Annotated in this window: 12 protein-coding genes; 9 read left to right on the plus strand and 3 right to left on the minus strand. The window is 33.5% G+C overall.

Translation table 11 applies throughout. The features are described 5' to 3' along the window. Window positions 1-8 precede the first annotated feature (8 nt). The 4 genes from AL499_RS00455 to AL499_RS00470 all read left to right on the plus strand — a co-directional run bounded on the left by AL499_RS00455 (window position 9) and on the right by AL499_RS00470 (window position 3723). Window positions 9-779 (plus strand): TSUP family transporter, encoded by a 771-nt coding sequence (locus AL499_RS00455; RefSeq protein ID WP_002458860.1) that lies wholly within the window; start codon window positions 9-11, stop codon window positions 777-779. A gap of 105 nt (window positions 780-884) precedes the next feature. Beyond that, entirely contained in the window at window positions 885-1379 is a 495-nt protein-coding gene (gene tpx / locus AL499_RS00460; protein WP_002492649.1) for a thiol peroxidase, read from the plus strand. A 118-nt stretch (window positions 1380-1497) separates the two neighbouring features. Then, the gene (locus AL499_RS00465; protein ID WP_037540552.1) at window positions 1498-2445 is read left to right on the plus strand and encodes a class I SAM-dependent methyltransferase; all 948 of its coding nucleotides are present in this window, start codon (window positions 1498-1500) and stop codon (window positions 2443-2445) included. Window positions 2446-2526: 81 nt separating this feature from the next. Then, the gene (locus AL499_RS00470; RefSeq protein ID WP_002458863.1) at window positions 2527-3723 is read left to right on the plus strand and encodes an acetate kinase; all 1197 of its coding nucleotides are present in this window, start codon (window positions 2527-2529) and stop codon (window positions 3721-3723) included. 360 nt (window positions 3724-4083) lie between these two features. Here AL499_RS00470 and AL499_RS00475 read toward each other — a convergent pair whose 3' ends face one another. Continuing rightward, the gene (locus AL499_RS00475; protein WP_002458864.1) at window positions 4084-4584 is read right to left on the minus strand and encodes a universal stress protein; all 501 of its coding nucleotides are present in this window, start codon (window positions 4582-4584) and stop codon (window positions 4084-4086) included. Between the two features lie 141 nt (window positions 4585-4725). Between AL499_RS00475 and ald the strand changes: the two genes are divergently transcribed. Next, on the plus strand, window positions 4726-5847 hold the full coding sequence (gene ald, locus AL499_RS00480) for an alanine dehydrogenase (RefSeq protein WP_002492608.1): 1122 nt from the start codon (window positions 4726-4728) through the stop codon (window positions 5845-5847). Between the two features lie 56 nt (window positions 5848-5903). Here ald and AL499_RS00485 read toward each other — a convergent pair whose 3' ends face one another. Beyond that, a complete protein-coding gene (locus AL499_RS00485) occupies window positions 5904-6959 on the minus strand; it encodes a M24 family metallopeptidase (RefSeq protein WP_002492622.1) in 1056 nt (351 codons plus the stop codon). 160 nt (window positions 6960-7119) lie between these two features. Here AL499_RS00485 and AL499_RS00490 point away from each other — a divergent pair, with 160 nt between their 5' ends. Then, window positions 7120-7809 (plus strand): metal-dependent hydrolase, encoded by a 690-nt coding sequence (locus AL499_RS00490; RefSeq protein ID WP_037540550.1) that lies wholly within the window; start codon window positions 7120-7122, stop codon window positions 7807-7809. A gap of 81 nt (window positions 7810-7890) precedes the next feature. Here the strand turns inward: AL499_RS00490 and AL499_RS00495 are convergent, their stop codons facing one another. Beyond that, the gene (locus AL499_RS00495) at window positions 7891-8304 is read right to left on the minus strand and encodes a universal stress protein (protein ID WP_002478043.1); all 414 of its coding nucleotides are present in this window, start codon (window positions 8302-8304) and stop codon (window positions 7891-7893) included. A 240-nt stretch (window positions 8305-8544) separates the two neighbouring features. Between AL499_RS00495 and AL499_RS00500 the strand changes: the two genes are divergently transcribed. From AL499_RS00500 to AL499_RS00510, 3 genes are read left to right on the plus strand one after another with little or no spacing between them, the layout of a single operon-like run. Further along, a complete protein-coding gene (locus tag AL499_RS00500; RefSeq protein ID WP_002478044.1) occupies window positions 8545-9846 on the plus strand; it encodes a DRTGG domain-containing protein in 1302 nt (433 codons plus the stop codon). 16 nt (window positions 9847-9862) lie between these two features. Further along, entirely contained in the window at window positions 9863-10807 is a 945-nt protein-coding gene (locus tag AL499_RS00505; protein ID WP_002492619.1) for a DHH family phosphoesterase, read from the plus strand. Window positions 10808-10826: 19 nt separating this feature from the next. After that, window positions 10827-14021: a DNA polymerase III subunit alpha gene (locus AL499_RS00510; protein ID WP_037540548.1), complete on the plus strand. Its 3195-nt coding sequence runs from the start codon at window positions 10827-10829 to the stop codon at window positions 14019-14021. Window positions 14022-14117 lie beyond the last annotated feature (96 nt).

A 14117-nucleotide genomic window follows, 5' to 3' on the forward strand; every position in this document is an offset into this window, starting at 1 on the left:
ATGCTGTGATGGATATAAATATTTACATTGTTTTAATTATCATTTTATTTGGCTTTTTAGCTGCATTCATTGATGCTGTTGTAGGTGGGGGTGGCTTAATATCAACGCCCGCTTTGTTGGCAATTGGTTTACCACCTGCATTAGCATTAGGTACAAATAAACTTGCTAGCAGTTTTGGATCCTTGACGAGTACGATTAAATTTATTCGGTCCGGACATGTGGATTTGAACATCGTTCTCAAGCTCTTTCCATTTGTATTCATATTTGCAGCTGGAGGGGCTAGTTTAGCTATCTTTCTGCCGGCAGAAGTACTTAAACCATTAATTATTATCATATTGACATTAGTAATGGTATATACACTAGTGAAAAAAGATTGGGGAAGTGTACGTACTTTTACTAAATTAACGCCTGTAAAAGCAATAATTTTTGTAACACTCATGCTTATTATTGGTTTTTATGATGGTTTTTTGGGTGGAGGTACGGGTTCATTTATGCTGTTTGTATTATTGCTATTTGGTTTTGATTTTTTAAGTGCAGCTGGAAATGCTAAAGTTTTGAATTTTGCGTCAAATATAGGTGCACTTATCTTGTTTATGATTTTGGGGCATGTTGATTATATGATTGGTTTCATTATGGCTATAAGCATGATTGTTGGATCATATGTTGGTGCGCGCTTTGCGATTGCCAAGGGTGTAGGATATATAAAATTATTATTTGTCACTGTCACTTCAATGTTAATATTAAAAAATATTTTTGATTATGTCAGAGATTGGTTATAAGAAAAAATAGTACTTTCTTTATAGATTAAATGATTGATTTTGTAATTATGTATGGCGTATGATGACATATATGAAGTATATAACATTATTAGGAGGTCATCGATTATGGCTGAAGTCACATTCAATAACCAACCTATTCATTTATTAGGTTCAGAAGTACAACAAGGAGATCAAGCGCCGAATTTCACAGTATTGGCTAATGATTTAAGTGAGGTAACATTAGATACTTATCAAGGACAAAAGAAATTAATTAGTGTGGTTCCTTCTATAGATACTGGTGTTTGCGATCAACAAACGCGTAAATTTAATGAAGAAGCAGCGAAAGAAGACGGTGTTGTATTAACGATTTCTGTAGATTTACCTTTTGCACAAAAGAGATGGTGTGCAGCGAATGGTTTAGATAATGTCATTATGTTAAGTGACCATAAAGAACTTTCATTCGGTAAAAATTTTGGTGTAGTTATCGAAGAAATGCGATTATTAAATCGAGCAGTATTCGTCTTAGATAAAAATAATAAAGTTGTATATAAAGAAATTGTAAGTGAAAACACTGATTTTCCAAACTTTGATGCTGCATTAGAAGCATATCAACAAATATAATCTGTTAATAATATTAAATTGATGTGTCCACAGTTATTTCAATCGATGAGAACATAAAGATATTGACTTCTCAAGAAATAATGTGGACATTTTTTATGAGAAAGGAAGTCTCGTTATCATGCAAGAACAAGAAACCATCATGGAAACGTTATTTAAAACGCTTGATGAAAAGGCTAAGAGCTTGAATAAAGAAAATGGACAAAGCTTTATCGAAAATCTAGGATTAGCGATGGAATATGTGTATCAACAGCGTCGAGATTTACTTGAACAAGCTACATTACAAGATCGTCGTAAAGCCTTTCAATTTGCCTATTTAAGTTTATTACAGGAAGAAACAATACAGGCCAATCATCAAATCACCCCTGACTCAATAGGATTGATTTTGGGATTTTTAGTTCAAAAGTTTATGGCAAAATCGCAAGAATTACATGTTGTTGATATGGCAAGTGGTGCTGGCCATTTAAGCGCAACAGTAAATGAAGTATTGAAAGAATCGATGCTCATGCATCATCTTATTGAAGTTGATCCCGTGTTATCAAGAGTAAGTGTCCATTTAGCGAACTTTTTAGAAATACCTTTTGATGTATATCCTCAAGATGCTATCATGCCACTACCTTTAGAAGAAGCCGACGTTGTGATTGGAGATTTTCCTATTGGATATTATCCTGTTGACGAACGGAGTAAAGATATGGTTTTAGGATTTAAAGAAGGACATAGTTTTTCGCATCATTTATTGATTGAACAGAGTGTAACAGCTTTACGTCAAGGTGGTTATGCATTTTTAGTAGTACCTAGCTCTATATTTGAAGGGGATAGGGTACAACAGCTGCAGAATTTTATTGCTACAGAAACAGAAATGCAAGCATTTTTAAACTTACCTAAAACACTGTTTAAAAGTGAACATGCGCGCAAATCTATTTTAATTTTACAAAAGAAAAAACCACATGTGACTAAATCGGTTGAAGTTTTATTGGCTAATATACCTGATTTTAAGAATCCACATCAATTTCAATCATTTATTGCTGAATTGAATGATTGGTTAGTAACAAATCATCCAGAAAATTAAACTGTATTACTCTTGAATTACTACTGTATTAATGGTTAAATAGTATAGGATACTATTATAAAAAATGGAGGCCAAGGACAAATGTCGAAATTAATTTTGGCGATTAACGCTGGTAGTTCTTCTTTGAAATTTCAATTGATTAGAATGCCTGAAGAAAAATTAGTAACAAAAGGTTTAATTGAACGTATTGGATTAAAGGATTCAATTTTTACTGTAGAAGTAAATGATGAAAAAGTAAAAGAAGTAAGAGATATTAAAGATCATGAAGAAGCAGTTAATATCATGTTAGATAGTTTTGAAAAACATGGCTTCATCGAAAATATCAATGATATTGAAGGAACTGGTCACCGTGTTGTTCATGGTGGTGAATTGTTCCCAACATCAGCTCTTGTAACTGATGAAGTAGAGAAACAAATTGAATCATTATCTGAATTAGCACCGCTTCACAACCCAGCTAATTTGATGGGAATTAGAGCATTTAAAAAATTATTACCTAATATTCCACATGTGGCAGTATTTGATACTTCATTCCATCAAACAATGCCAGAACAAGCTTATTTATATAGCTTACCTTATCAATATTACGAAGATTATGGCATTCGTAAATATGGTTTCCATGGTACGAGTCATAAGTATGTCTCACAACGTGCTGCAGAGTTATTAGGTAAACCAATTGAAGAATTACGTATTATTACATGTCATATTGGTAATGGTGCCTCAATTGCAGCTATTGATGGTGGAGAATCTATTGATACTTCTATGGGCTTCACACCTTTAGCTGGTGTGACTATGGGTACACGTTCAGGAAATATTGACCCAGCACTTATTCCTTTTATTATGGAAAAAACAAATAAATCAGCTGAAGAAGTTCTAAATGTATTGAATAAAGAATCTGGTTTATTAGGTATTTCTGGTACTTCAAGTGACTTGCGTGACCTTGAAGGAGATGCTCAAGAAGGTAATAAACGTGCACAAATTGCTTTAGATGTCTTTGCAGAGAGAATTCATAAATACATTGGTTCGTACGCTACAAGAATGCATGGGGTTGATGTCATTGTATTCACAGCTGGTGTTGGAGAAAACTCTGATGTTGTTCGTGCAAAAGTTCTTGAGGGCTTAGAATTTATGGGCGTATATTGGGATCCTAAGAAGAATGAAGGATTACGTGGTAAAGAAGCCTTTATCAATTACCCACATTCACCAGTAAAAGTCTTAGTTATTCCAACAAATGAAGAAGTTATGATTGCAAGAGACACAGTTAAATTTGGCGATTTATAATAATTTAAAGTTAAAAAGGAGACGTTTCTGAAATAGGGACGTCTCCTTTAATTATAAGGGTGTATTACAGGTTTGACATAAATTAGCTTTGTGTTTCTTTTATACTCAATATTGTGAATTGTTGTTTCTCATACATAGGTGAGAACTTCAGCTACCCAACTTGCTTTGCTAAAAAAGGTTTAACCAGCTTTACTGTGCTTTGGACTCCTTGTTCTGTTTTCTCATGTGAGTATGTCGCCTATGGAATTCGAACTTAAAAGCACTTAGCTATGTCTTAGTATCGTTTAATATAGTAACAAAAAAGGGCAAAGACATTTATGTCTTTGCCTCGTCAATATAATATAAATAAAAGTGATTTAATTACGCTTGATATTGCTTACGAAGTTCTGCTGTAGCCACTTGTGGTTGGAAATCTTCTGGGATTTCTTCAGTACGAACCACTAATACGTCACATGGTGCATGACGTACAATAGCTTCTGAAACAGAGCCAACGATAAATCGTTCAACTGCATTAAGACCTGATGTACCGCACATAATTAAATCTGCATGTAATTCAGATGCTAGTTTTTTTGGAATAATAGCTTTTGGTGAACCGAATTCCAAACGCGTTTCAACTGTTGGAACACCTGCTTTTGTAGCAACTTCTTTATAGCCTCTCAGTAAATCCTCTGAGAAGTTTTTAGATTTCTCAGTAAACTGAGCATCATACACTTCATATGAAGAATACGTTCTTGAATCAATGATGTTAACAATCGTTAATTTAGCCTCATTACGTTTTGCAACATCTACAGCTTTGTTAAAAGCCCATTCAGCTTCATGTGATCCATCTACTGCGATTAGAATATTTTTATAAGTTAACATTGCGGTTGCCCCTTTCGCTTTTCTTAATTTTATTTTACCACAATTTACAGAATATTAAATTAATATAGTTTTACAATTTTGTGTATATTTTGATTGCGCTTTCATAGTGATAGCGTTACGATATGGATGGAGGTGGAAGGAATGAAAATAGGGATTCCAAAAGAAATAAAAAACAATGAAAACAGAGTGGGCTTATCACCCAGCGGTGTGCATGCTTTAGTTGAGCAAGGGCATGAAGTTCTTGTTGAAACTAACGCTGGTATGGGCTCATTTTTTGAAGATATTGATTATGAACAAGCAGGTGCCAAAATTATAAATGATGCATCTGATGTTTGGGATGTTGAAATGGTTATCAAAGTAAAAGAACCATTGGAATCAGAATATCAATATTTTAAAGAAGGTCTTATTTTATTTACTTACTTACATCTGGCTAATGAAGAAAAATTAACACAGGCACTTATCGATAATAAAGTGGTTGGGATAGCATATGAAACAGTGCAATTACCAGATCGTTCATTACCATTGCTTACACCAATGAGTGAAGTTGCAGGTCGAATGTCAGCTCAAATTGGTGCAGAATTTTTACAAAAAGTTAAAGGCGGAATGGGCATCTTGCTAGGTGGTGTTCCAGGGGTACCTAAAGCACGTGTATCAATCATTGGTGGAGGACAAGCTGGTACAAATGCTGCTAAGATTGCACTTGGTTTAGGTGCAGATGTAACAATTTTAGATGTAAATCCTAAGCGATTACAGGAACTTGATGATTTATTTGATGGTCGTATTCATACTATTATGTCAAACCCACTTAATATTGAAAATGCAGTGAAAGAAAGTGACTTAGTTATTGGTGCAGTACTTATTCCAGGAGCTAAAGCACCAAATCTTGTTACAGAAGATATGATTAAACAAATGAAAGATGGCGCGGTCGTAGTTGATATTGCCATAGACCAAGGTGGTATCTTCGAAACGACAGATAAAATTACGACACATGATGATCCTACGTATATTAAACATGGCGTGGTGCACTATGCAGTTGCGAATATGCCTGGAGCAGTACCACGCACATCTACGATTGCATTGAATAATGCAACACTACCATACGCACAATTACTAGCTAATAAGGGGTATAAAGAAGCATTTAAAGCTAACCATCCATTGTCTCAAGGTTTAAATACGTATAAAGGTCATGTTACAAATAAAGGTGTTGCTGAAGCATTTAATTTAGAATACCTTTCAGTTGAAGATGCGCTTAAAGAAAAATAATTGAGGTGAAAAACGTCCGGATTAAAGTTATCCGGACGTTTTAGTATAGCAATATTTTATTTATCATAACGCGTAAGTATTTCATAACCATTTTCAGTAACTAGAATATCGTCTTCAATTCTCACTCCTGCTACGTTAGGTACATAAATGCCAGGCTCAATTGTTATGACCATTCCAGCTTCTAATACGTTTTCATTTGTACTAGAAACATCTTGATATTCATGCTCTTCTAATCCAAGTCCATGTCCCAAACGATGTGGGAAATATTCTCCATAACCTGCCTCAGAAATAATATCTCGTGCTATTTTATCAATTGCTTTAAGCTTTACACCTGGCTTAATAGCTTTAATTGCAGTTGTTTCTGCTTTTAATACAATATCATATATTTCCTGTGCTTGATTTTCAGGTGTACCGAATTTCACAGTTCGAGTCATATCACTGCAATAGTGGTTAACGATTACACCTAAATCAAAGAGGACATATTCATTGTCTTGTAACTCACGATCTCCTGGTGTGCCATGAGGTGATGCAGCATGGTCTCCAAATAATACCATGGTATCAAAACTCATTTCAGAAACACCATATTTTTTAATTTCATTTTCAATATGATTTACAACATCGCGTTCTTTTACACCAACTCTTAAGAAAGAAACACCAATTTCTATACATTTATCAGCGAGTTGGGCCGCTTTTTTGATGTTTTCAATTTCAGAAGCTGATTTAATATTTCTTAACTGTTTAATAGTAAAATCAATGTCATCAAATGATTTTACGTTAAAGCCTTGTGCCAATTCACGTTGTCGTTTAACAGTTAAATGCTCACTTTCTATCAACATTTTATTAAATGTTTGTGTCACTAAATTAAATGGATTTTCAGTATCTAGATAGCCAATGATTTTACCTTCAAAGGGAGATGCTTTTACTTCTTCAACTTCCATTTTAGGACAGTATAATATTTGTTCTCCATTTTTTTTAATTAGCAGAGCAAATAATCGTTCATGTGGTTCACTACGATAACCAGTAAAATAAAAGATATTAAGTGGTGTTGTAATCCATGCAGCGTCAGCTTGCTGATCCTTTAACGTTTCAATGATTGTATCTGTGTTTGTCATGTGTTTACCTCCTAAATCATCTTAAATCCATAATACGGCTATTTAGGTTATTTTTCAAAATATACTCATTAATGAATCCTATCTTTAACTTATAATTTATTGTTAAAATTGTAATATGTAGGGTATAACTAAATTACAGAAGTTTTAAGGAGGAAATATGATGAAACTTTCATTTCACGGACAATCAACAGTTTATTTTGAGAGCAACGGTAAAAAAGTTATTATCGATCCTTTTATTTCAGGTAATGACAAGTGTGACTTAGATGAACAAACGTTAGAGGTTGATTATATTATATTAACTCATGCACACGAAGATCATTTTGGTGATACGGTTGAATTAGCAAATCGTAATCATGCTACGGTGATTGGTTCAGCAGAATTAGAGGGTTATTTAACTACAAACAAAGGTGTAGAAAATGTTCGCGGTATGAATATTGGAGGAAAGGCAGAATTCGAATTTGGAACTGTGAAATATGTCCAAGCCTTCCATAGTTCAAGCCTAACAAATGAGGACGGAATTCCAATCTACTTGGGTATGCCGATGGGTGTAATTATTGAAATAGAAGGTAAGACAATTTATCATACAGGAGATACAGGTCTATTCAGCGATATGAAGTTGATTGCACAACGTCATCCTGTAGATGTTTGCTTCATTCCAATAGGTGATAATTACACAATGGGGATTGATGATGCAAGCTATGCGATTAATGAATTTATTCAACCCAAAATTTCTGTACCAATACACTACAATACATTCCCATTAATTGAACAAAATCCACAAGAATTTAAAGAAGCTGTAACATATGGTGATGTACAAATACTTGAACCAGGTGAAGCGGTTAAGTTTTAAGATAGAATTAGTGTAAAAGTTTAAGGACTCAGAAACCTTAGTGATAACTGAGTCCTTTTTAATATTCATACAGAATTGAAACTATTTAACGATTAATACAGGGATGTGTGCGCGCTTAGCTACCTTATGACTGACACTACCGAGAACAAATTTCTTTTGTTCTTCAGCTTTGCGGTTACTTAAAACAACGATATCGTATTTGCCACTATTTGCGTGTTTAAGTAATTCTTCTTTTGCACTGCCACGCACAATAATTTGGTCATATTTAATACCGTAGTCATCAAGTATTTTTCTTGTTTTTGCAAGACCTTTGTCACGATCTTCGCATAGCTTATCAAGATGAACACCAGCTCTTATAGATGCTTGAGCATCTTGTTCTCCAATAGCGTTTAAAATAGTAACCACAGTATCTTTACCAGCTAATTTGGACACTTCTTTTAATGCTTTTTCGTTTTTAAGTTGAATATCTACACCCAATAAAATATTTTTATACATAGATACATCCCTCCTCACCCTTATTGTAGTAGAATTATGCTTGTTTTCCAATAATAATTGTGTGAAAAATAAACTTTATTCAAAATAAAATAACTTTATAAGTAATGAATAATATGTAATTAAAGAATAAGGTGAGCATTTTAATTAAAAGGCTTTATTTTTTGTGATATTAAATCGATTTTTTAGCTTTAAAAAGTTATAATACATATAACAATGTCCAAAAATAGTAGAGGTATTAAAATGACTAAACATGAACAAATTTTAGCTTATATCGAAGCCTTATCAGTAGGTCAAAGAATTTCGGTCAGAAAAATTGCTAAAGTGTTAGAAGTATCAGAAGGCACGGCTTATCGAGCGATTAAGGATGCTGGACAACTTGGCTTAGTGACGACGATAGATCGTGTAGGCACAGTTCGAGTTGAAAAGAAGAAGCGTGATGAAATTGAAAACTTAACTTTCAGCGAAATCGTTAAGATGATTGACGGCGAAGTTATAGGTGGTAGACAAGGACTGCACAAAACAGTGTCAAAATTTGCGATTGGTGCAATGGAAATTAGAGATTTGATAAAATATATTAGTAAACAGACACTACTTATTGTTGGAAACAGAGAAGATGCACAATTTGAAGCGTTGAAAAGAGGATGTGCTGTTTTAATTACCGGTGGCTTTAAGACGTCAAAAAGAATAATAAATTACGCTAATGAGCATCAATTACCTATTTTATCGTCAAACTATGATACATTTTTAGTTGCAAATATTATTAACAGGGCCATGTTTAATCAAATTATTCGTAAAGAAATTTTGATTGTTGAAGATATTGTTAAACCAGTTAATGAAACGACCGTAATTTTTTCGCACATGGGTCTAAAAGAGTATAAAGAAAAAGCAAAGACTACTGGCCATAGTCGTTTTCCTGTTGTGGATCAAAATTGGAAACTAGTAGGCATTATTACGAGCAAAGAAACCATCGATATGGACCATGATGATGTCATACAAAGTGTGATGACAAAACCACCTATAAATGTTGAATTATCAACGACTGTGGCGAGCTGTGCACATATGATGATTTGGGAAGGAATTGAAATACTTCCAGTAACTACAACTAACAAGAAAATATTAGGTGTTATCACAAGAGAAGATGTTTTGAAATCCATGCAATTATTAGGACGGCAACCACAAATTGGTGAGACAATCAACGACCAAATTGCTAAACATATTGCAGTTACTCCAGAGTCAATTGCTGTTGAAGTATCACCATTACTAACTAATCAATATGGTACATTAAGCAAAGCGGTCTTTGTAGCAATTATAGAAGAAACAGTGCAATATAAAATGAGAAAATATAAAAAAGTCGATGTGATGATTGAAAGTTTAAATATTATATATATTAAAACTGTTACAATCGAATCTTCAATTGAAGTTAAATACGATATATTAGATGTTGGACGGAATTTTGCAAAACTTGAAGTAGCGATGAATTGTAATAATCAAAAAGTTGCTAAAGGTATGATAATGTGTCAAATGTTTGAAGATATTATCTAATTAGGGGAGTTGGATTATGGAAAAAATATGGAATCAAATTATGGATGAAATAGAACGTGCGAAGACAATCATTATACACCGTCATGTAAGGCCAGATCCAGATGCTTATGGTTCACAACTAGGCTTAAAGTATTATTTGCAAGCTAAGTTTCCTGATAAGCGCATTTTTGCTACTGGAGAAGCTGAGCCATCATTGTCATTTATAGGGGATTTAGATTCAATCTCAGATAGAGATTATCAAGATGCACTTGTCATTATTTGCGATACAGCAAATGCACCAAGAATTGATGATTTACGATATAATTTAGGTAAGTCTTTGATTAAAATAGATCACCATCCACCAGTAGATCAATATGGGGACATCAACTATGTAAACGACAAAGCTTCGTCTACAAGTGAGATTATTTATGATATGATTGCACATTTTAATGACAATTATTTAATGTCTTCTAAAATAGCGCGGGTATTGTATTTAGGTATTGTTGGTGATACGGGTCGTTTCTTATTTAATAATACAACGCCTCATACAATGAAAGTAGCTAGTTTTTTATTAACTTTCCCATTTAATCATAATGCAGAGTTGAATAAATTATCTGAGAAAGATCCGAAATTAATGCCGTTTCAAGGTTATGTTTTACAAAATTTCCAACTTAAAGATGATGATGCATTTTGCCAGATCAAGATTACAAATGATGTACTTGAGCAATATCATATTAAACCGAATGAAGCATCACAGTTTGTAAATACAGTAGCTGATATTAAAGGATTGAAAATTTGGGTATTTGCAGTCGATGAGGGTGAACAGATTCGTTGTCGAATACGGTCAAAAGGTATCACAATTAATGATGTAGCCGCTCAATTTGATGGTGGTGGACATCCCAATGCATCAGGTGCCTCTGTATATTCTTGGGAAGAATTTGAACAACTTGCACGATTGTTACGTCAAAAGCTAACTGTTTAAAAAGAAAGGAGTGTTAATATTGGTTGTACATCTTAATATTCATACGTCATATGATTTGTTGAATTCAAGTTTAAAAATTGAAGATGTTGTGGCTAAAGCTTCAAAGCAAGGTTATACAGCATTAGCTATTACTGATACCAATGTGTTATATGGCTATCCAAAATTTTATGACGCGTGTGTGTCTGCCAATATTAAACCTATCTTTGGGATGACTGTCTATATTACTGATGGATTATCTTCTGTAGAAGCTGTACTTTATGCGTTAAATAATGAAGGATTAACAGCGATGTACCAGTTATCTTCAGCTATCAAAATGAAAGATAAATCATTGGTGCCATTTGAATGGATTACTAAATACCAAAGCAACATTGCTATTGTTTTTAAACAAGTAGAACAAAAGCACGAACATATATTAGAAAAATTTTTAAATGATGAGTTTATATATGTAAATAGTGATAGCAAAAATGATTTTGGATTGCCACGAGTCTGGTTACGAACTGCACGTTATTTAAATGATAATGATGCAGATACCATTGCCGCCCTTCAGGCTATTAAATTGAATGAAAAGTTAGATTTAGTTAATGAGATGGATAATTTAAATGAACATTTCCTTGAAGCTAGTGAGCTAGACGAATTGACAGTTTCACAAGAGGAGTGGGCACAAACGCAAGCATTAGCTGAAAAGTGTAATGCAGAAATACAATATCATCAATCATTGTTGCCACAATTTAAAACACCAGATAATAGTAGTTCTAAAGCATACCTATGGAAACAGCTTGTGCAGCGTTTAAAAACATTACAATTAAATCAAAAAAATTATATAGACAGACTGAATCATGAATTTAAAATCATTACAAATATGGGATTTGAAGACTATTTTCTAATTGTTAGTGACTTAATTCATTATGCCAAAACCCATGATGTAATGGTAGGACCGGGCCGTGGGTCTTCTGCAGGATCATTAGTTAGCTATTTATTGGGAATAACAACGATTGATCCTATAAAATATAATTTGCTGTTTGAGCGATTTTTAAATCCTGAACGTGTTACGATGCCAGATATTGATATTGATTTTGAAGACACGAGACGTGAGCGCGTCATTGAGTATGTGCAACAAAAATATGGCGAATATCATGTGTCAGGAATTGTTACCTTTGGACATCTATTGGCAAGGGCTGTTGCAAGAGATGTAGGTCGAATTATGGGATTTGATGAAATTACACTTGCTGAAATATCAAAACTTATTCCTCATCAATTAGGTATTACGTTAAATCAAGCCTATGACAATGATAAATTCAAAGACTTTGTTCATCGCAATTATCGACATGAAAAATGGTTTGAACTATGTAAGAAATTAGAAGGATTACCGCGTCATACATCTACACATGCTGCAGGAATTATTATTAACGACCAACCTTTATTTAATTTCGTTCCTTTAACAATAGGTGATACAGGATTATTGACTCAATGGACAATGACAGAAGCAGAACGTTTAGGATTATTAAAAATTGACTTTTTAGGATTGCGTAATCTATCTATTATCCATCAAATAGTGACACAAGTTAAATATGATTTAAATGTTGAAATCGATATTGAAGCAATACCTTTCGATGATCCTAAAGTATTTGCACTGTTATCACAAGGTGAAACAACAGGTATTTTCCAACTAGAATCAGAAGGCGTCCGTCACGTGTTACAGCGCTTGAAACCGCAACACTTTGAAGATATTGTTGCAGTAACTTCTTTATATCGTCCGGGTCCAATGGAAGAAATACCCACATATATTACACGACGTCACGAACCATCAAAGGTAGCATACTTACATCCAGATTTAGAGTCCATTTTAAAAAGTACATATGGTGTTATCATTTATCAAGAGCAGATTATGCAAATTGCTAGTCGATTTGCTGGCTTCAGTTATGGAGAAGCGGATATATTAAGACGTGCAATGAGCAAGAAAAATCGTGCTGTATTAGAAAATGAACGACAACATTTTGTTGAAGGCGCCCAAAGAAATGGCTATGAAGAACAAATAAGTAAACAAATCTTTGATTTAATTTTAAAATTTGCTGATTATGGTTTCCCTAGAGCGCATGCAGTTAGTTATTCTAAAATAGCTTATATCATGTCGTATTTAAAAGTACACTATCCACATTACTTTTACGCTAATATTTTAAGTAATGTTGTAGGAAATGAGCAAAAAACAGCGGCAATTATTGAAGAAGCAAAGATACAGGGAATTGCAATTTTACCACCACATATTAATCATAGTCATTGGTTTTATAAAGCAACACCACAAGGTATTTACCTATCTTTAGGTGCAATTAAAGGTGTAGGCTATCAAAGCGTGAAAACAATCGTAAATAATAGAAAAGAACAAGGAAATTTTAAAAGTTTTAAAGATTTTTCTAAACGCATACCCAAACGTATAAAAACACGTAAACTTTTAGAGTCTTTAATTTTAGTTGGGGCATTTGATTCGCTGGGGCACAATCGCGCAACATCACTTCAAATGATAGATGAAGCAGTCGATGATATTACACATGTTGGTTTAGATATTTTTGACATTGCGGGTATGACCCCTAAAGATGAGATTGAGGAACGAGAAGAATTGAATGATTTACAGTTAAGCACGTATGAAAAAGAATATCTTGGGTTTTATATTTCAAAACATCCAGTTGAAAAAATGTTTCATCGCAAACAGTTCTTAGGAATTTATACATTGGCTAATGCTGCTAATCATCAACCTATTCTTGTGCAGTTCGATCAAATCAAACAGATAAGGACGAAGAAAGGCCAACAAATGGCTTTTGTTGTTGTAAATGATGGTATTAAAGTTATTGATGGTGTGATTTTTCCAGAGCAATACCGTCAATATGGTAATCAGATACAAGAAAATGAAATGTATATTGTCAGTGGGAAGTTTGAACAACGTAATCAGAAGCAGCAATTAGTTATTCAGCAAATTACTTACTTAGAAGACTATCAGCAGCACAAGATTAGCCATGCGAAGCAAATTGTATTGCGCCATATCAATGATAAACAACGATTAAAACAACAGTTACAAACTGAGAAATCTTTTAAAAGTATTGATGTGAACTATTTTGATGAAACTACGAAACAAATGCAAAATGTTGGCTACATTGAGCGTGAACAAGGTAAAATCGAACAGCTTATAGATAACTATAAGCCAGAAGACATAAGAATTATATAACTTTTAACAAACATTAAATTATGATATAGTAAACTGATGATTAAATGTAAACAATCATGAGTTTACTATTTTTATATACATAAAATGATGGTTAGA

It is taken from the genome of Staphylococcus lugdunensis (genome assembly GCF_001558775.1).
In the GTDB taxonomy this organism is placed as follows: domain Bacteria; phylum Bacillota; class Bacilli; order Staphylococcales; family Staphylococcaceae; genus Staphylococcus; species Staphylococcus lugdunensis.